Origin of the sequence: Streptomyces sp. NPDC017979, assembly GCF_044328175.1 — a bacterium.
In the GTDB taxonomy this organism is placed as follows: domain Bacteria; phylum Actinomycetota; class Actinomycetes; order Streptomycetales; family Streptomycetaceae; genus Streptomyces.
Window position 1 is genome coordinate 24839 of record NZ_JBIRGU010000007.1, and the last position, 18021, is coordinate 42859.

General features: G+C 68.8%; 14 protein-coding genes and 4 pseudogenes. 8 read left to right on the plus strand and 10 right to left on the minus strand.

Annotation, left to right across the window (positions count from 1 at the left end; translation table 11 throughout):
• Positions 1–17 precede the first annotated feature (17 nt).
• From ACH4E8_RS19620 to ACH4E8_RS19640, 5 genes and pseudogenes are all read left to right on the plus strand, one after another.
• Complete coding sequence (locus ACH4E8_RS19620; protein WP_398449820.1) at positions 18–1178, plus strand: inositol-3-phosphate synthase; 1161 nt, start codon at positions 18–20, stop codon at positions 1176–1178.
• Entirely contained in the window at positions 1175–2071 is an 897-nt protein-coding gene (locus ACH4E8_RS19625; protein ID WP_398449822.1) for an SCO3242 family prenyltransferase, read from the plus strand. The genes ACH4E8_RS19620 and ACH4E8_RS19625 overlap by 4 nt, the downstream gene beginning before the upstream one ends.
• Positions 2068–2955 carry a sugar phosphate isomerase/epimerase family protein gene (locus ACH4E8_RS19630; protein ID WP_398449824.1) on the plus strand — a complete coding sequence of 296 codons (888 nt, stop codon included), beginning with the start codon at positions 2068–2070 and terminating at the stop codon, positions 2953–2955. Before ACH4E8_RS19625 ends, ACH4E8_RS19630 begins: the two co-directional genes overlap by 4 nt.
• Positions 2956–3303: 348 nt before the next feature.
• Positions 3304–3530, plus strand: a pseudogene (locus tag ACH4E8_RS19635) (hydrolase TatD); the annotation flags it as partial.
• 139 nt (positions 3531–3669) lie between these two features.
• Positions 3670–3819: pseudogene (locus ACH4E8_RS19640) on the plus strand (alkaline phosphatase family protein); the annotation flags it as partial.
• A 56-nt stretch (positions 3820–3875) separates the two neighbouring features.
• On the opposite strand, the gene ACH4E8_RS19645 reads toward ACH4E8_RS19640, so the two are convergent.
• Positions 3876–4394, minus strand: a complete 519-nt coding sequence (locus ACH4E8_RS19645) for a TnsA-like heteromeric transposase endonuclease subunit (protein ID WP_398449826.1) — start codon at positions 4392–4394, stop codon at positions 3876–3878.
• 383 nt (positions 4395–4777) lie between these two features.
• On the opposite strand from ACH4E8_RS19645, the pseudogene ACH4E8_RS19650 reads away from it, so the two are divergent.
• Positions 4778–5035, plus strand: a pseudogene (locus tag ACH4E8_RS19650) (alkaline phosphatase family protein); the annotation flags it as partial.
• Here ACH4E8_RS19650 and ACH4E8_RS19655 read toward each other — a convergent pair.
• From ACH4E8_RS19655 to ACH4E8_RS19685, 7 genes and pseudogenes are all read right to left on the minus strand, one after another.
• Positions 5028–5534: a nuclear transport factor 2 family protein gene (locus ACH4E8_RS19655; RefSeq protein WP_398449828.1), complete on the minus strand. Its 507-nt coding sequence runs from the start codon at positions 5532–5534 to the stop codon at positions 5028–5030. The pseudogene ACH4E8_RS19650 and the gene ACH4E8_RS19655 overlap by 8 nt on opposite strands.
• Before the next feature lie 67 nt (positions 5535–5601).
• Complete coding sequence (locus ACH4E8_RS19660) at positions 5602–6468, minus strand: RNA polymerase sigma-70 factor (protein WP_398450293.1); 867 nt, start codon at positions 6466–6468, stop codon at positions 5602–5604.
• A gap of 28 nt (positions 6469–6496) precedes the next feature.
• A complete protein-coding gene (locus tag ACH4E8_RS19665) occupies positions 6497–7066 on the minus strand; it encodes a carboxymuconolactone decarboxylase family protein (RefSeq protein ID WP_398449830.1) in 570 nt (189 codons plus the stop codon).
• 101 nt (positions 7067–7167) lie between these two features.
• Complete coding sequence (locus tag ACH4E8_RS19670) at positions 7168–8349, minus strand: ScyD/ScyE family protein (protein WP_398449832.1); 1182 nt, start codon at positions 8347–8349, stop codon at positions 7168–7170.
• Between the two features lie 332 nt (positions 8350–8681).
• A pseudogene (locus ACH4E8_RS19675) lies at positions 8682–9506 on the minus strand (transposase); the annotation flags it as partial.
• A gap of 365 nt (positions 9507–9871) precedes the next feature.
• Positions 9872–10321 carry an SRPBCC family protein gene (locus ACH4E8_RS19680; RefSeq protein ID WP_398449834.1) on the minus strand — a complete coding sequence of 150 codons (450 nt, stop codon included), beginning with the start codon at positions 10319–10321 and terminating at the stop codon, positions 9872–9874.
• Between the two features lie 538 nt (positions 10322–10859).
• Entirely contained in the window at positions 10860–11894 is a 1035-nt protein-coding gene (locus ACH4E8_RS19685; protein WP_398449836.1) for an alpha/beta fold hydrolase, read from the minus strand.
• A gap of 170 nt (positions 11895–12064) precedes the next feature.
• On the opposite strand from ACH4E8_RS19685, the gene ACH4E8_RS19690 reads away from it, so the two are divergent.
• The gene (locus ACH4E8_RS19690) at positions 12065–12700 is read left to right on the plus strand and encodes a helix-turn-helix domain-containing protein (protein ID WP_398449838.1); all 636 of its coding nucleotides are present in this window, start codon (positions 12065–12067) and stop codon (positions 12698–12700) included.
• Between the two features lie 226 nt (positions 12701–12926).
• Positions 12927–14126 (plus strand): carbon-nitrogen hydrolase family protein, encoded by a 1200-nt coding sequence (locus tag ACH4E8_RS19695; protein WP_398449840.1) that lies wholly within the window; start codon positions 12927–12929, stop codon positions 14124–14126.
• 543 nt (positions 14127–14669) lie between these two features.
• Here the strand turns inward: ACH4E8_RS19695 and ACH4E8_RS19700 are convergent.
• Complete coding sequence (locus ACH4E8_RS19700) at positions 14670–16784, minus strand: MMPL family transporter (protein ID WP_398449842.1); 2115 nt, start codon at positions 16782–16784, stop codon at positions 14670–14672.
• A gap of 116 nt (positions 16785–16900) precedes the next feature.
• Positions 16901–17395: a MarR family winged helix-turn-helix transcriptional regulator gene (locus ACH4E8_RS19705; RefSeq protein WP_398450295.1), complete on the minus strand. Its 495-nt coding sequence runs from the start codon at positions 17393–17395 to the stop codon at positions 16901–16903.
• Positions 17396–18021: the final 626 nt, after the last annotated feature.

Consider the following 18021-nt stretch of genomic DNA (forward strand, 5'->3'; position numbering starts at 1 on the left):
TACCCCAGGAGGCTTCCGTGTCCGAGCATGCCGAGACACCCGGGATCCCCGCCAGAGCCGAGAGCGGCAGCGGCACCGGCGTCTGGTTCATCGGAGCCCGCGGCTGTGTCGCCACCACCGCAGTCGCCGGGTGCGCCGCGCTCGCCGCGGGTCTGTACGGGCCGACGGGCCTGGTCACCGAGTCGCCGGCGTTCGCCGCCGCTTCGCTGCCCGCCTTGTCCGGTCTCGTCTTCGGCGGCCATGACACGGTCGACTGGCCGCTGCCCAAGCGCGCCGAGGCCCTCGCAGAGCAGGGCGTCCTGCCGCACGGGCTGGTGCGGGCCGTCCACGGTGAACTCGCCGCAGCCGAAGAGGAGATACGCACCGGCGGACCGATGGCCGGCGACCCACGCGGCGACGAGGAGCTGATCACGGCGTTCGCCGCCGATATTGAGGACTTCACCCGGCGAGGCGGCCTCGCCCGTACCGTCGTCGTGAACGCCGCCTCCACCGAACCCGCCCCCGGCGCGGACCGGCTGCCCGCCAGCTCGCTGTACGCGGCGGCCGCCCTGCGCGCAGGGTGCGCCTACGTGAACTTCACGCCGTCCACCGGGATACACCATCCGGCCCTCGCCGAAGCGGCTGCGGCAGCCGGGGTGCCGTACGCGGGCCGGGGCGGCAAGACCGGGCAGACCTTGCTGCGCGCGGTCCTGGCGCCCATGTTCCGCCAGCGTGCCCTGAACGTACGGGCCTGGTCCGGCACCAATCTGCTCGGGGGCGGCGACGGCGCGGCGCTCGCCGGTTCCACGGCGGCCGCGGCGAAGAACGCGGCGAAGAACACGGGGAAGAACCGGGTCCTCGAGGACAACCTCGGCGCCCTGCCCGAGGGCGAGGTGCACATCGACGACGTACCCGTGCTCGGCGAATGGAAGACGGCCTGGGACCACGTCGCCTTCGAGGGCTTCCTCGGCTCCCGGATGATCCTTCAGACCATCTGGCAGGGCTGCGACTCGGCTCTGGCCGCGCCTGTGGTACTGGACCTGGCCAGACTCGCCGCGCGCGCCCACGAGGCGGGCATCACCGGGCCCCTCCCCGCACTCGGCTTCTACTTCAATGACCCGGACGGCACCTCGGCCGCCCTCGCCGAGCAGTACGACGAGCTCCTCGCGTTCGCCGCGACGCTGAGGGAGCCCCGGTGAGCACCCCCCGCGACTGGGCCGAACTCGCGCGCGTCTCGGCCCTGTTCAGCGTCCCGGGCGACGTACCCGCCGAGGCCGCCGCGAGCGGCGCGCGCCCTGGGGCCCGTACCGCCCTGGCCACCGGTGCCTCGCTGTGCCGGTACGAGGCGGGCACGGCGCTCAACGACTGGGCCGACCGGGATGAGGACGACGTCGAGCGCCCGCACCGGCCCTTGCCCTCGGGCCGGATCGCTCCTGCCCGGGCGCTGACGGCGGCGGCCGGTCTGACCGTCGCCCGGGTGGGCCTGGCGCTGGCCGCAGGCCGCCCCGCCGCGCTAGCCGCGACCGCTCTCGCCGGCACCGTGTGGGCCTACGACCTACATCTGAGGCAGACGCCCGCAGGCCCGGCCGCAATGGCCGCCGCGCGTGGTCTCGACCTGCTACTCGGGCCCGTGGCGGGCGCCGGCCCACGGGCCGACGTGGGGAGTCCGGCTCGTGCTGCGCGCCGTGCCTTGGCGCCCGCCGCCGTGCTCGGCGCGCACACCTCTGTGCTCACCGTGGTCTCCCGCAACGAGACCCGGGGCGGTTCGACGGGCGCACCGCTGGCCGGGCTCGGCACGACGGCCCCGCTCGGCACCCTGACCGGCTGCGGGCGACGCCCGGTCCAAGGGCCGCAGGTGTACGCCAGGGCCGCCCTCACCGGCGCCTATGTGGCAACAGCCACGGTCCCGTATCTTCACCCGGCACTCACCCCGTCGTCGCTGCCCCAGAAGGCCGTCAACGGCGGGATCTGCGCGATGATCCCGCTCCAAGCGGCCCTCGCGGCCCGCTCCGGTGCGCTCGCCTGTGCCGCGCTGCTCACCGGACTCGTCCCAGTGGCCCGTCGGCTGGCCCGGAAGGTGAGCCTCACATGAACGTCCGCCTCGGCTATGGCACCAACGGCCTGACCGATCTACGCCTGGAGGACGCCCTCAGTGTCCTCGCCGAGCTCGGTTACGACGGGGTGGGCCTGACCCTCGACCACATGCACCTCGACCCGTTCGGCCCCGATCTCACCGGCCGGGTCGCCCGAATCGCCGCGCTGCTGGACAGACTCGGCCTGTCCGTCACGGTCGAGACCGGTGCCCGTTATGTACTCGACCCGCGCCGCAAGCACGCCCCGAGCCTGCTCGAACCGGAGCCCGAGGCCCGGGCGGCACGGATCGAGCTGCTGGTCACCGCGGTACGGGTGGCCGCTGATCTCGGCGCGCACGCGGTGCACTGTCTCAGCGGCGTACCCTCCGTCGTCACCGCCGAGAGGGCCGCCTGGGACATGCTCAGTGACTCCCTGGGGCCCGTCCTGGACGCCGCGGAGCGGGCCGGTGTGCCGCTCGCACTCGAACCGGAGCCGGGTCATCTCGTCGAGTCCCTCGCCGACTTCCACCGGCTGCGAGCCCGGTTGGACGACCACCCGCAGCTCGGCCTCACCCTCGATATCGGTCACTGCCAGTGCCTGGAGCCGCTGCCGCCGGAGCAGTGCGTGAGCGCCGCGGGTCCCTGGCTGCGGCATGTGCAGATCGAGGACATGCGGCGCGGTGTGCACGAGCATCTGCCCTTGGGGGATGGTGAGATCGACTTCCCACCGGTGCTGGCCGCGCTCGATGCCACCGGCTACCAGGGCCTCACCGTGGTCGAACTGCCCCGTCACTCACACGCCGGGCCCGACCTGGCGCGCTCCTCCATGAAGTTCCTGCGCGCGCGGCTCGCAGCGCGCCCGACCGCCACGCTGGCGGCCCCGTCCTCTGAGAGGTCCTACTGACCTTTCCGTTGAGTTGTCGGGGGCGACAGGACGAGATCCCTGCGGTACGTCGGGGCTACGGGATATACGCAGGGCGGGGGTCTCACTTCGCAGAGCCAGGCCCTGCGGGAGCAGTTGTGGGAGCGGGAGCAGTTGCGGGAGCGGGAGCAGTTGCGGGAGCGGGGGGAGCGGTTGTGGGAGCGGGGGGAGCGGTTGTGGGAGCGGGGGGAGCGGTTGTGGGAGCGGGGGGAGCGGTTGTGGGAGCGGGGGGAGCGGTTGTGGGCCGCTGATGGATTTGCCCGGGGGGAGAAGAACACGGTGATCGCGAAGAAGCTGCGGGTCAGCGTCCGATCGGTGGAGCGGTGGCGTCGGAAATCGACGCTGCCCACGGACCGGGTGCTGCTCGACCCGCTCGACGAGACCACTGTCGAGGAGGCCAGGAAAGCGGGGCGTGGCTCGGGTTCTGCGGCTACCCGTCACCAAGGATGGACGAGCGCCGCATGGTCGCCGTCCTGCGGACGTAGGGGCTCGGCCAGGTGCTGGTCAACTCGGCCGCCGATTGGGGCAGAAGTGATCCGTTCAAGACCCGCAGGGTGAGACGCTCGCGGCGCTGGTCCGCGGGGCGACGGCCCGTGGCCGTCACTTCGAGGTCACGACGTACACCTGGCAGGCCAGGCCCTGTCGGCCGGGGTGCGCCCGCCGGTGACGCCCGGCTCGCAGTCGGTACCGCCGCCGCACTCGCGCTCGTCCGCTGGGTTGGTGGCCCTCGCCGAGCCGGATTCCTAGTTCACGTACCACCACTGGTTCGACGACGCGCGCGCCCTCGAGTTCGCAAGGCTCGTCGAAATCCATCGCAAACCCGGGTACGACCCCATCGAGCTGTTTGGCTTTGTTCACGACTTCGAGCAGCACTTGTTTACGGCTGTCCCGTCTCAGCCAAGTTAGTCGGCCGGAAGCCGATGACCTGGGCGGACTAGGTTGGATGAGACGAAGGTGGCGGTTCGCGCTGCAGTATCTGGTCCTGAACGTAGCGCCTGATGACGCCGTAGAAGATTGAGGTATCCCGCTCGTCCATGAGCCTTGCCCAGATCGCTGTAGGGCCGGACCACCGCCGAGCCGTCGGTGCGGCGCACGAAGTAGTCCGGGGCGTGTCGGCGCTCCCGTTCGCCGTCGTGCCAGTGCAGCCAGAAGTGCTGCCAGGCGATCCCCAGGGCTTCGGAATCGAAGTCGATCAGCAGGAGCCGGTCGCGCTCCAGCCACGGTTCGAAGCCGACGTGCTGCCCGGTCGTGGCCGCCCAGTACCAGCCCGCGAAGTGACGCTCACCCCGCGACCAACGAAACGGCCGCACTGGCGCGGCGTCCTCGAAGCGGGCTGTCACGCAGTCCAGCAGCGGGCGCCGCCGACGCTTACGTACGGCGTCGACGTACGACAGCTCGACGTACGGTCCCGCAAGATCCACCCCAGCCGGTACAACCTCCCAGCACCCCCAGCGCGCTCAGCCGCACGACTAGGTTTGCTGAGACGGAAGGCAGAACGACTGGATTCGTTGAGTAAACGCCTTGATTGGATGAGAGCGGTCAACGGCTCCGGGAGGCACCTGGCGACCCCGGGAGCCGATGTTCACGAGAACGGGAGGCACCTGCCTGCGGTCGGCAACGGCGCGACGGTCACTGCGGCCTCCGCCCGTAGCAAGCGCTTTTGCACGGACTGCCGTGGCGCGGTCGCCGGCGACTTGCTGGCCACCACCACGGTGCTGTCCGTTCTCGTGAACATCGGCTCCCGGGGTCGCCAGGTGCCTCCCGGAGCCGTAAGCAAGTGCTGCTCAACGACGTGAACAGAGCCAAGCTGTTCCTGGGCCCGCTCGATCCAGGTGTGAAGGTGGAGGCGGCGGGTGCGGTGGCTTGCAGGAAGCTGGGCCTGCGCTACCGGATGGCTGTGGTCCCGCTGGACCCGGTTCCGGTGCGCGGCAGCCACGGCAGGCTGCCGGAGCGGCCCGAGGACGGTCCCGTGCTCCTGTGCTCGCGCCCCGGCGAGGTGAGCGGGACGCTCCCCGCCACGGAGGTGACGTCGCTGCTGCTGCGGCTCGCGGGGCTCACTTGAGGTTGTCGAGAGCGCTACGGAGCGTGTCGATGCGCCAGACCCCCTCCGCCTCACGGCGGAGGTGAAAGCGGTAGGCCCCGGAGACGGCCAGTGAGGAGGTGGCGTCCTGGATGCGTAGCTGGATCATGTAAGCATGCGCGGTCGCCTCGTCACCGGACAGGTCGATCACATGGTTGGTGAACAGGTGGCGCCGTTGGTCGCCCTGCTGGGGCCAGAGCGCTGCCTCGGCCGCTGCAATGGTCTCCGCGCCCCGGTGCAGCGGGGTCTCGATCTCTCCCATGACCGTGGCATGCCAGGTGGCGTCGGCGGTGAAGCACTCGGCGAGGGCGGCCTGGTCGCGCTCGTCGTAGGCCCAGCCGTAGCGGGCGATGCGCTCGGTGATCAGCAGGCGGTCCAGGGTGGGACCGCCGTGCTCACCACTTGAGGTGCGCGGCGGAGTGAGAGCGAGGATCCCGGCAGCGGTGCCCCAGCCGGGGGCGGGGCGGGCAATGGTGTCCATGACACTCCCTGTCTGGATATGGGCCGGTCCGGGCGGTTGACACCGCCCGGACCGCTGATGATGCCTGTTACCTAGCCAGTCGGGCCGGCTCGTCAAGGCGCGTCAGCTTGTGAGGGTTGCGCACCACATAGATCCGCGTGATGAGACCGTCCTCGACCTCGATGCTCACCGCGGCCGGCTCGCCGTCGAACTCGATACGGCCCGCGGGGGCGCCGTTGAGCCACACGGGCGTCGTCTCGAGCGCCTCGACCAGCCGCTCCGCCCTGGCGAGCACCGGCGCCACCTCGGCGGCACCGCGAATGGGCGCCAGAGCGGCCGTCACGACCCCACCCCCGTCGGCGATCATGACCACGTCAGGAGCCATGACTTCCAGCAGGTCCTGCAGCTTCCCGGTGCGCAGCGCGGTCAGGAACCGTTCGACCACGACCTGCTGTTCCGAGCGGCTCACCTGCATCCGCGGCCGGCGGGCCGCCACGTGCTCACGGGCGCGCCGTGCGATCTGCCGTACCGCGGGCGCCGACTTGCCGACGGCTTCCGCGATCTCCCCGTACGGCATGTCGAAGACCTCGCGGAGCACGAAGACGGCGCGTTCGGTGGGCGCGAGGGTTTCGAGCACGGTCAGCATCGCGATCGAGACACTCTCCGCGAGTTCGACGTCCTCGGCCACATCGGGGCTGGTCAGCAGCGGCTCCGGAAGCCACTCCCCCACGTAGTCCTCGCGGCTGCGCGACAGCGAGCGCAGCCGGTTGAGGGACTGGCGGGTGACGGCCCGCACCAGGTACGCCCGAGGCTCGCGCACCTGGGAGTGGTCGACGTCGGCCCAGCGCAGCCAGGTCTCCTGCAGCACGTCCTCCGCATCGGCCGCAGAGCCGAGCATCTCGTAGGCGACCGTGAACAGCAGGCTGCGGTGGGCAACGAACGGGTCGTCGGTCATGGGGTCATGAGTCACACTGATCATCGTGTCAGACTGCGTTGGCCGTCCGGGGCCGCTCGGCCAGCGGGATCTGGCAGGCTTCGGAGTAGCCCTGCGAGGTGATCCCGTGCGCGGTGTTGACCCGGGTGGAGAGGTTGGCGAAGCCGACGAACACGGTGAGCTCGACCAGACCCGCCGCACCGAGTTGCTTGAGCAGGCTCGCCGACAGCTCGTCCGTGACGGTCGGCGGGGTGTTCGTCATGGCCTCGGAGTACTCCATCACCTCGCGCTCCAGCGGGGTGAACACCTCGGAGTCACGCCAGTTGGGCACCTGGCTGGCCTTGGTCAGGTCAAGGTTCTGGTTCAGCGCGGCGAAGTAGTTGATGTCCAAGCACCAGCTGCAGCCCACCTGGGCCGCCACCGCCATGTGCGCGAACGTCTTAAGGCCCTCGTCCACCGCGTCCCACGCGGCGGCCTTCGCCGAAAACTCCAGGTTGGAGGTAGCGACGGCGGGGTTGTTGAAGACCACCTCGACAGGCTCGGGCACAGAGCCAAGCTGCTTGATGAGAGCCTCCTTCATCTCGGCGGGAAGCTCGGCCTTGGGGATACGCGGTGTCATGGTGTTCTCCTTGTTTCAGCGGCCTTACGGCCTGTTTGACATGAAGACACCGCCTGGCGCACGAGTGTGACAACCACCTGTGCGCCGACGGACGAACCCGGTCAGACAGCCGGGAACTTCAGCAGCACGCCATCCGTGTTGCTCTGCGTGTTGCTGGTGACGTAGATGTCTCCCTGCGCGGTGACAGCCACGCCCGAGGGTTCCTTCAGCGAGGTGGTGGTCGGGATCGGGGTGGTGGCACCCGTGCCTGCGTTGATCCGGGTCAGCGTGCCCGGGCCCGGGTTGACCGGCTCACCGGAGCCGTAGGACAGGGCGATCAGATCCCCGCCGGGAGCCACCGCGAGGTCGATGACATCCGTCAAGCCGGAGGCGAAGACCGTCGGCGTGCTACCGGGGACATAGCGCCAGATACGGCTGAGGCCCTGGTGCATGCCACTCATATCGGCAATGTAGAACGCGCCGTCCTGACCGCGCACGATGCCGGTCGGCACTGCCTGCAGAGGCGTATTGTCAGTCGGCCGCACGTTGGTGGGGAAGGCGAAAACGGTCTCGGTACTGCCATCGGGACGGACCCGGACCAAGTCGTTGGCACCCGCGTCGGTGACCAGGAAGTCCTGACCGTCCTTGGCAAAGCCCCACGGGTTGGAGAACACCTCGGTCACACCCGGGTTCCCGGCATCGGGATTGTGCACCAGCTCATGCACCGCCAAGTCACCCAGCACCGCACCCCCGCTGGTACTCAAAGTCCCGAGCGGGCCGCTGCCCGCACCAAGCCCCGCACGATCCGACGGCAGACCACTCAGACCGTAGCTGATGCGGTACGAACCGTTACCCACAGCCTCAGCCTGAACTGCCCCACCGATACGGGTAAGCACACTCGTGCCGTAATTCTGATTGATCTGCTGAGACGGAAGACCGGTAAGCACCCGCCCCTGAGAGGAACCCGCAACCCGATACAGAGACCCACTGAAACCAAGGCACCGGTTACGCCCCACTCCCGCCGGCGGCGGACACGGAGTGGCCGGACCCCTACCAGACTCCGCAACCAGGAGCGATCCATCAGCCTGAACCTGAACATCACGCGGGTTACGCAGACCACTCACCACAACCTCAGCACGCGCCCTGACAAACCTCTCACCAGACACCTCACCAGACACCACGCCAGACGCCTTAGCAGACGCCACGCCAGACGCAGCCTGACCCGGTATCGCAGTCGCCATAACGGCACTCACAACCGCCACCACCAAAAAAGTCCCCGCCCAAGAACTTCTCACACCAGACATAACTCTCCCCAATACACTCCGACCCCACCGTCAGGGGCAACGACAAACGGCACGATAGACGCGAGAGTTACCAGTATCACCGGTGTCCAACATCACAGATTCCGCACTTGCACACCAACACACAAAGAAACAACGACACCACAACCAGCCCACACGCAGGCAACAAATCCACCCAACCCAACAAACCAACAGACCACCCCGAAAACTCCACAAAGCCACACTCCAACAACACTCCACCCCCACCCCACCACAAACCCACCAACCCACCACCCCAAACACAGAGAAGAAAAAACCACAGCCACACACCACCTCAAACACACCGCAATAACCCATCAAACCACCACCACCCACACCACGTGCTGCTCAGCCGGGGGGTTCGGGAGAGCTTCGAGTCGTGCCAGGCCGTCGGTGATCACGTCGGTCCAGGGCCAGTGGCGCGCGAACCGCAGGTGCCGGCGGCGGGCGGTCCTGACGATCTGTGGGCGGCGGCGGAGAGAAGGCGGAATCGGAGACGGCGGGGCTGCCACCTGCGGATTTCGCCGGTGAGAGCGAGCATCGGCATCCAGGCCAGCAGGTCCAGGGCGAGCTGGACGATCTCCAGCCAGATCCGGTTCTGCGCGGTGTCGTGCAAGGGCAGGTTGCGCAGGCCGGTGGCCCGCGCGGCCCGGATGCGGTCCTCGGCCCGCGCCCGCCGGCGGTGTCGCAGCTCCAGTGCCGCGATCGGCATGACGGTGGTGTTGGTGGCGAAGCAGGTCAGCCGCAGCCCGTCGGCGTCGGTGATCCGCAACTGGGCGCCGGTATGGGGCCGTTCCTTGCGGACGATCAGCCGCAACCCTCTCGGCCAGCCCTTCAGACAGCCGCCGGACAGTTCGGCGACCCAGGCGCCATCCCGGATCGCGCCGCCGGGCTCGATCGCTGCCGTCCAGGCCGTGGCGGGAACCTTGAGGACGGCCTGGTGGATCTGCTCGGTGATGGTCATGCCGACCGAGTACGACAGCCACCGGCCGGGCGAGCCAAGCCACGAACTCGTGGGTGCCGCCGCCGGAGTCGGTACGGATCAGCGTCCGACGTCCGCGCCGGTACTTCTTCGGCAGTTGCGCCAAGGCGAGCCCAGCCGTGGTGATGTGGTCGACAGCGGTGTTGCTGTTCGCGTTGCCTGATTCTTGCTGGTCAGAGGCACTTTTCGCTTACCTGACCACCCGTCGGACAGCCCGCTCCATGAAAGCGCGAGGCTCGCCTGCTCGCCACCACTAATCGCCAACGCGGAAGCCGGCACCACCAACACCACAACCAAACCAACCCCTACCCCCAGCCACGCCCTCCACCCACTCTCCGTTTCAATACACAACTCACACACCGAAACCAACCACACAACACATTGCAACAAAATGAACCCTACCCCCCAACCCAACAGACACACAGCCGAAAGCCGGCGGCCGACGGGTACTGAAACCAACCCCGTATCACAACAAGCAACAGACACCCACGAACAACCAGCCGTGACACCACTTAATCCGGACCCTCACAAAGCCAGCTCGCCCTCCTCGGCATAGCGAGCCAGACCTTCCGCCATGCCCTGCATGAACTTCTGGAGGTAGCGCGGCATGATCCAGCGCATGAGCCAGTTCGTCTCGTACTGGCCGTGCCAGTGGATGATCGTGCCTTGGCTCGCTGTCGGTGTCAGCTCGATGCGCGCGCGATAGTTGTGCATCGATGAGATGAACACGTCCTCGTAGGCCAGAAGGCGTTCCTCGACCTTCTCCGTCAACCGCTCCCCGGTCACAGTGCGCCCCGTCCGGAAGGCCCGAACGGCGCCAACGCCGTCGTCGCCACCGGGGTCGAGATCGACGGAACGTTCGGTGTCAAGACTGTCCACCTTCGACCACAACGGCCAGCTCGCGGCGTCGACCAACAGTTTCCAGACGACGTCCGGCGAGGCGGAGGTAGTCACGGTGACATCGTATGTGTGCATGGTAGACGGGCTCCTATGAGTGGTTAAGGATCGGCGTTGTGGGCGACGTGGATGCGTCTGAGGGGAGGCTACGCCGAGCAGGTTCCCGGATCGCCCAGATCCTTTCTTTCGGATCGGGCTGGATCAGTGGAGGGCCCCCACTCCCTCCAGGAGTAGGGGGGTTCTGGTGCCGTGTATCTCAAGGCGGAGGGGGGAGTCGACGCGGTGGGGTTACCTCCCGTGCCCGCAGGGCACAGGGGCCGTCGGCGACTGACGACAATGCGGAGTGGGGGCACCTCCCGGGCCGAAGACCCAGGGGGAGCAGTGCCAAGGGCACGCGAGCCCAGCAAGATCCGGTAGGCAGGGCTTGGGGCGTGTCCGGAGAGTCCCACGTGCCGGCACGGCAGGACGGGATTTCGCCGCGCGACGGCATGTGCGATGGCAACTGCGGCCCGGTGGCGGGCCGGTCGAGACCAATGCACCCGCAGGACCACGGCGGCTACGTCCACAGGCCCAGGGACGTGCACTGGACTCTCCGGACACGGCATAGGGCAGATGGTCACCCATCGAGGAAACGCAGCAACTCGGCGGTGACGAAACGGGGGTTCTCCTCTACGAGCCAGTGCCCGGCCTTCGGTACGTCCGTCGCCCGCACGACATTGGTCAGGCGCGGGGCCACGGTGCCCCGGATCGCGTCGAGTTGCCCTTGAGCGGTCATGAGCAGGGCCGGAACACGCACCGGTGGGGCTGCCACCGTGTCGCGGACGTCCCTGTCCAGGGCGCGATAGAGCTCAAAGCCACCCGTCAGTGCTTGAGGTCGGCTGTACGTTCGCGCGTACTCGTTGACTTCGGTGGTGGAGAACGGAGATCGAGTGGCAGTGCCGCCGAACGCCGCGCCGCCGAAAGAGACCTGCGGATAGAACAAGGCCAGGTACTCACGGACGTCGTCCCCCACGACAGCCTCGGGGACCCGCCGCTGGGAGTGGAAGGAGATGTGCCAGCTCAGTGTCCGGTAGGTAGGTGCGTCGATCGCGGGCCCCGGCAACGGCAGGTCAAGGTAGCCGAGACGGGCGGTATCGTCGGGGAACTGACTGGCGTATTGGAAAGCCACCGCGGCGCCGAAATCATGCCCGACGACACGGGCGTCACGTACTCCGAGCCGATCCGCGATCAGTTTGTGCACGTACCGTGCGAGCGTGGCCTTGTCATAGCCAGTCGGTGAGCCAGTACTGTCACCCAGCCCGGGCAAATCAACGGCGTACACGGTGTGCCGTTGAGCTAGTTCCGGCATGATCGGCCACCAGCCGTACCAGGTCTGCGGCCAGCCATGTATCAACACCACCGGGGTGCCGCTGCCGCCGGTCACGTAATGCATACGAACACCGTCAACGTCGGCGAACTCGTGCCGGAAAGTGCCCTCGAACCGGGGATCGTTCTCGGTGACGGCCGCATGGGCGGGGACGTCGTCATCCGGCGCCGGTGCGGAACAGGCTGCGGTGGCGATCGTGAGCAACAGGGCGAGCACGACGATCGCCACCGTGTGGGCGGATCGGCGGGAGCGACGCGGCAGTTGCTGCTGCGGTGCTGTGATCATGTGTTCCCATTCCGGAGAAGGTGGATCAGTGGCCGGCCATGCCGCCGGCGGGTTCGCGGAAGGTGCCGACGTGGCATGGGTGTCGGCCGGTTTCCCAGTAGGCGGGCAGGAGCCCCACAGGTGCTGGGGCCGAGCCGTCCGGCCGTGCGTTCAGTCTTGCCAAGGACGCCATGACCTGGCACGAAATCTTGCGGATACGGCAAGATGGTCCGATGGAACACGTAACGAACGACGACGTACTCGACGCAGTAGGGCCCCGCCTACGCGCCCTACGCCGCGACCGAGGCATCACCCTCGCCGAACTCGCAGCAACGACCGGCGTATCGGAGAGCACCCTGTCCCGGCTGGAAAGCGGACTACGCCGCCCGAGCCTTGAACTCCTACTCCCCCTGGCCCGTATCTACGACGTTCCGCTGGACGATCTCGTCGGAGCCCCCCGCACAGGCGACCCCCGAATCCATCTCAAGCCCATCAAACGATTCGGAATGACGTTCGTACCGCTATCCCGACGACCGGGCGGAGTGCACGCATTCAAAATGATCATTCCCGCCTCACCGAAACCACTCGAACCAACCCCACAAACCCACGAAGGCTTCGAATGGCTCTACGTCCTCACCGGGCGCCTGCGACTCGTGATCGGCGAGCGTGATCTGACGCTGCCGTCCGGCGAAGCAGCCGAATTCGACACATCACAACCTCACTGGCTCGGCAGCGCCGATGGCGGTGCGGTAGAACTCCTCATCCTGTTCAGCCAGCAAGGAGTGCGTACGCATGTGCGCACCGAAACTCCCCCACCAAAACGGTGACCGACCACCCACAAAAAGTGCAGCCACAGCCGAACGCACCTTGCACGTCAGATCAGGCCACCAGCACGATATAACCCCACTCCAAGTACTTCCCCAACAGACCCTAGTCACCGGTGGCGTCGGCACCGAGCAAACCTCGGCCCGACAGACCACAGCGGCAATCACCCAACCCGCTCCGAACCCCTAGACCAGTTAAACCAGCACGTGCCCCCACCCAACCGCCCCAGTGATTCCCCGCGACCGCCGTCGGACCGCCTTCGAACCCTTCAAAGGCTGCGCGCGATCAGCTCCGTTCCGGCCGCAGCCGCGCGGCCGAAGCGCCCGCGGACAGTACGGTGAGACCGGTCATGTCCAGGCGCCGAGCACCTGGACGTCGCTGCGTTCATCTGCCATTCGCCGACGAGTTCGCCCATCGGACCCGCCGATTGGCGCCGCTGCCAAGGAGGAAGCCTTGCCCTCTCTCGCTCCCGCCACGAGGGAACGCACGGTCGCGGCGGTCCATGCCGCACCGGTCTTCATGGACACCGAAGCGACGGTCGACAAAGCCATCGCGCTCATCGAACAGGCTGGTCGGGACGGCGTGGAGCTGCTGGTGTTCCCGGAGACCTTCGTGCCCGGCTACCCGTACTGGATCGAGGCGTACGCCCCGCTGGACCAACAGGCCGCGAACGCCGCCTACGCCGGGGCGTCCATCGAGGTGCCGGGGCCCGAGATCTCCCGGATCCGGTCGGCCTGCCGTCAGGCCGGCACCGCCGTGGTCCTCGGCGTCAGCGAACGCCTCGAAGGCACCCGCACCTGCTTCAACAGCCAAGTCTTCATCGACCCCGACGGGGCCCTGCTCGGAGTGCACCGCAAGCTCCAGCCCACCTACGCCGAACGCATCGTATGGGCCCAAGGCGGCGGAGCCACACTACGAGTACTCAACAGCACACTCGGCCCGATCGGCGGACTGATCTGCTGGGAACACACCATGAACCTGGCCCGGCAAGCCCTCATCACCCAGGGACAGCAGATCCACGCAGCAGCCTGGCCAGGGCTCTCCACCATGGCAGGCTTCGAAGCCGTCGCCGACACCCAAATCGACGCCATGATGAAAACGCACGCACTCACCGCCCAAGCCTTCGTAATCTCGGCGAGCAACCCAGTCGACCAGACATGTCTGGAGTGGATGGAATCCGCCCTCGGCCCACAGCAACACATCACCGCGGGCGGCGGCTGGTCAGCAGTGATCCACCCCTTCACCCAACACCTCGCAGGACCACACACCGGCCCGGAAGAAAAACTCGTCACCGCCACCATCAACCTCGACGACCTCAACACCGTCAAAGTCTGGGTCGACTCACGCGGCCACTACGCCCGACCCGAAATCCTCGACCTACACGTCAACCACCAACCCCTCTGGCACGACGAAGACCACCACACATGACCCAACACCCCACACCACCCACCAGAAGCACAGCCCTGACACCAGACTCACCACCACCGAATGCTGTCAGCACCGGGACCCAGCCCGCCCCGGGGGAGGTAGCCGAGGTCGAGGTGCCCGGGCCCGGAGAGGCGCTGGCCTGGTCAACCAACTGGTTGCGGAACAGGCGCCGGGCTGAGGATTCGCCGTACCGGGCGATGTGGTCGAACACCACCTGGGGTCGTGGGCGGCGCGGGCCCGCCGGTCGATCACCTGCTCGTGGGTCAGCTCCTCCAGAACGAGGGACTACTCCTGGTCGACATCGCCGAAGGCCAGGACGCTGACGAGGGCAGAACGCTGCGGTGCGGTCACGATCCGGCGGGCGGTCGGACGCTCCATGAGGCCGCCAGCGCGCGAGGACTTCGTGCTGGAGCCGGGGGCCGCACGACTCGCACGGCCCGGCTGCCCCGTAGTCCTTCTGGGGGCGGGCGATTCCCTCAGCCCGTCGGGGGCCGGGCCGTGGCCGGTGCGATGCCGGCGCCCCGTCGGGTACTGGGCAGGCCCCTACGGCTTGGGGCGGCGGAAGCGGGCCGGGCCACCGGGCCACCAAGCGCGCTCGCCCAGGCTTCGCACCAGGGCGGGGACCAGCAGGGAGCGGACCACGAGGGTGTCCAGGAGAACGCCGAACGCCACGATGAAGGCGATCTGGATCAGGAACGCCAGCGGGATCACCCCCAGTGCCGCGAACGTCGCTGCCAGGACCACCCCGGCGGAGGTGATCACCCCACCGGTCGCCACCAGTCCGCGGCGCAGTCCCTCCCGCGTGCCGAGGCGGATCGACTCCTCACGGACCCGGGACATCAGGAAGATGTTGTAGTCCACCCCGAGCGCCACTAGGAAGACGAATCCGTACAGCGGGACCGAGGCGTCCGTGCCGGTGAAGCCCAGGAGGTGGGTGAAGACCAGGGACGCGACCCCGAGGGTGGCGAAGAAGTTCAACGCGACCGTCGCCACCAGGAGCAGCGGCATCAGCAGGGAGCGCAGCAGCGCCGTGAGGATGACCAGGATGATCGCCAGGACGACCGGTACGATCAAGGCCCGATCGGCCGCCGCCGTCCGCTGGGTGTCGATCCGCTGGGCGGTGACCCCGCCCACCAGCGCGTCGGCGCCGGGTACCGCGTGGACGGCCTCCCGTAGCGCGGTCACAGTCTGTTCGGCCGCTTCGCTGTCGGCGGGGTCGGCCAGAGTGACGTCGAGCCGTACCCGGCCCTCGGCGATCAGAGGCGAACCGTCGGGGGCACCACTGGCGGTCGTCGGGAGGGCGGAGGCGACGCCTGGCACCCGTCGGGCGGCGGCGACGACCGGTTCCAGGGCATCGGCGCGCGCGACCACCACGGCAGGGCTACCTGAGCCGCCCGGGAAGTGCTCGCCGAGTACGGCCTGCGCAGTCACGGAAGGCGCGTCGCCGACGAAGGTCTCGTCCAACGGCACCCCGCGCGAGGTCAGGTTCGGGGCGAACGCCGCGCAGGCGAGCAGCGCCGCCAGGGTCACGGCCCAGACGCGGCGGGGTGCCCGGTCCACCAGGTCGGCGACCCGGCGCCAGATCCGGTGCGACCCTGTCGCCGCTTCCAGGTCGTTGCGGTGGGGCCGCGCGGGCCAGTAGGCGGCGCGGCCGAGGAGGACGAGCGCGGCGGGGAGGAAGGTGAGTGCCGCCGCGACCGCGCAGACGATACCGATGGCCCCGACGGGCCCCAGCGCCCGGTTGTTGGTGAGATCGCTCAGCAGGAGCGCGAGCAGTCCCAGCGCCACGGTGGCCGCGCTGGCCAGCACCGGGCCGGCCGAGCGGCGCAGGGCGGCCCGCATCGCCACCGTTCGATCGTCCCTCCGCTCCAATTCCTCGCGGTACCTGGCTGTCAGGAGCAGCGCGTAGTCCGTGGCCGCTCCGATCACCAGGATCGACAGGATTCCCTGCACCTGACCGTCGACCCGCACGGTCCCCCGTTCGGCTAGCGCGTACACCACCGCGCAGGCGAGGGCGAGCGCGAACACGGCGGCCACGATGATCAGCAGCGGCAGCAGGACGCTGCGGTAGACCAGGAGCAGGATGACGAGCACCGTCGCTAGGGCCACGCCCAGCAGCAGACCGTCGATCCCGGAGAACGCGTTCTTGAGGTCCGCCTGGGCAGCCGCCGGGCCCGCGAGGTGGACGGTTGTTCCCGGCACGGTCCGGGCCGCTGCCTCGACGTCGTTCAGCGCGTCCGCCAGGCCGTCGTCGAGATCGGTCCGCAGCGGCACCACCGCCTGCAGGGCGCGGCCGTCGGCCGAGGCGAGGGCCGGGGACGGGGACCCGGCGAGCAGGGGTGAGCCGTCGATGCCTTCCAGGGCGTCTGCGCTGTCGGCGCGTGCCGTCTTCGGCAGTGGGCCGTCGTCGTGCGCGGTCCACACGATGACGAGCGGCACGGCGTCGCTCTGCCGGAAGTCGTCCTGCACATCGATGACCTGGGTGGACTCGGCGCTACGGGGGAGGAACGCCGCCTGGTCGTTGGTGGCGACCTCGCCGAGCTTTCCCGCGTACGGCCCGAGCATCCCGCCGACGCCCAACCAGGCGGTGAGGAGGAGGAGCGGGATCAGCAGGCGGGCGGCGCGGGAGGGTGGGGCGGGGCGGGCAGTGTGGGGCATGGAGGACACATCCGCTGTCTCGGCGGGGCGACTGACAGACCAATTATCTTGATGGATTGAGATATTCAGATCGTAGGCAGTGCCCATGTCTTCGACTGCACCCACCCCGTCCTCCGTCACACCACTGGGCGCGGGGGCTCCTCCAGGCGGGCCAGTTCCTCGCTGAATGCGGCCAGGAACCGCAGCACCACGTCGAGTTCCTCGTCCTCGAACCGGCCTCGCGCGCGCTCCCCCGCCACCGCGAGAGGGCGGAAGAAGGCCCGCGCGGCCAGCCGTGCCTCATCCACGTACTCGACACGGACCACCCGCCGGTCCACCTCGTCCCGGGTACGGCGAATGTGACCGGCGCGCTCCAGCCGGTCCAGACAGGCGGTCACCGCTCCGGACGTCAGCCCCAGTCGCGTCCGCAGCATCCCCGGGGTGACCGGCTCCTCAGCGTCCAAAACCGCGGCGAGCGCGCTCACATCCGTCGTATGCAGTCCATGAGCCGTCGCGAAGGCGTCTGTCAGCCGGTTGATCTCGCCGTTCATCCGCCGCAGGGAGACGGCCAGCGCCATCAGCCGCTCCAACGCCACCGCTCCACCGCCATTCTCGCCGTCCACGCCCGGCAGCGTACCGGCCCGCCGCTGGGCGGGGCGGACAGCGACCACGCGAGCCCCGTGGCAGCGTGGGACTCCGCATCCGTGGCCCCTCGGTGATCTGCTGACGCAGCTCCTCCTCGTGGGCCGGCGCGGCCGCCATCGTCGCTTCGGCGCCGGCAGGATCCCCGTCCACGGCCGCCCCTCGGTGAAGGCCGCACGCTCGGCGACGGCCCGCATCGACAGGTGGCCGGCGTACTCGTCGTCAACGGCGCGGGCCAGCAGCCCCTCCACCGCGATGGCCCACTCGCGTGTCCGCGCCACGCGCGCAACACCTCGGGCCCAGCGCGCCGCCAGACGCAGCGTCGTCCCCCGCCGCCGTCCCCCGCCGTCCCGCGCCCGGCGACGCCGGCCAGGACGGCGCGCACCAAGGCGGCGCCGACGACGTTGCCGTGGTGCAGCGCGAGGCCCAGCACGTCCAGGGCCGGGTGACGGGCCGTGGCAATCCCCTGCCCCCGGCCCACCGCAGGATCCCGACCGGTCGGCGCGACTATGCGATCCTCGGTCGCCGCGGAGGGCGACCACCAGCGCCGTAGGGTCAGAGCATGCCAACCGAAGATAGTCCGGGCCCAGCTGCCCTCCAGTTCAGCTGGGAATTC

Bases quoted from the DNA above. Each gene is read 5' to 3' on its own strand.
- ACH4E8_RS19685 (WP_398449836.1), bottom strand. From the start codon at position 11,894: ATGATCACAGCACCGCAGCAGCAACTGCCGCGTCGCTCCCGCCGATCC.
- ACH4E8_RS19690 (WP_398449838.1), top strand. From the start codon at position 12,065: ATGACCTGGCACGAAATCTTGCGGATACGGCAAGATGGTCCGATGGAA.
- ACH4E8_RS19670 (WP_398449832.1), bottom strand. From the start codon at position 8,349: ATGTCTGGTGTGAGAAGTTCTTGGGCGGGGACTTTTTTGGTGGTGGCG.
- ACH4E8_RS19700 (WP_398449842.1), bottom strand. From the start codon at position 16,784: ATGCCCCACACTGCCCGCCCCGCCCCACCCTCCCGCGCCGCCCGCCTG.
- ACH4E8_RS19660 (WP_398450293.1), bottom strand. From the start codon at position 6,468: ATGACCGACGACCCGTTCGTTGCCCACCGCAGCCTGCTGTTCACGGTC.
- ACH4E8_RS19665 (WP_398449830.1), bottom strand. From the start codon at position 7,066: ATGACACCGCGTATCCCCAAGGCCGAGCTTCCCGCCGAGATGAAGGAG.
- ACH4E8_RS19630 (WP_398449824.1), top strand. From the start codon at position 2,068: ATGAACGTCCGCCTCGGCTATGGCACCAACGGCCTGACCGATCTACGC.
- ACH4E8_RS19655 (WP_398449828.1), bottom strand. From the start codon at position 5,534: ATGGACACCATTGCCCGCCCCGCCCCCGGCTGGGGCACCGCTGCCGGG.
- ACH4E8_RS19680 (WP_398449834.1), bottom strand. From the start codon at position 10,321: ATGCACACATACGATGTCACCGTGACTACCTCCGCCTCGCCGGACGTC.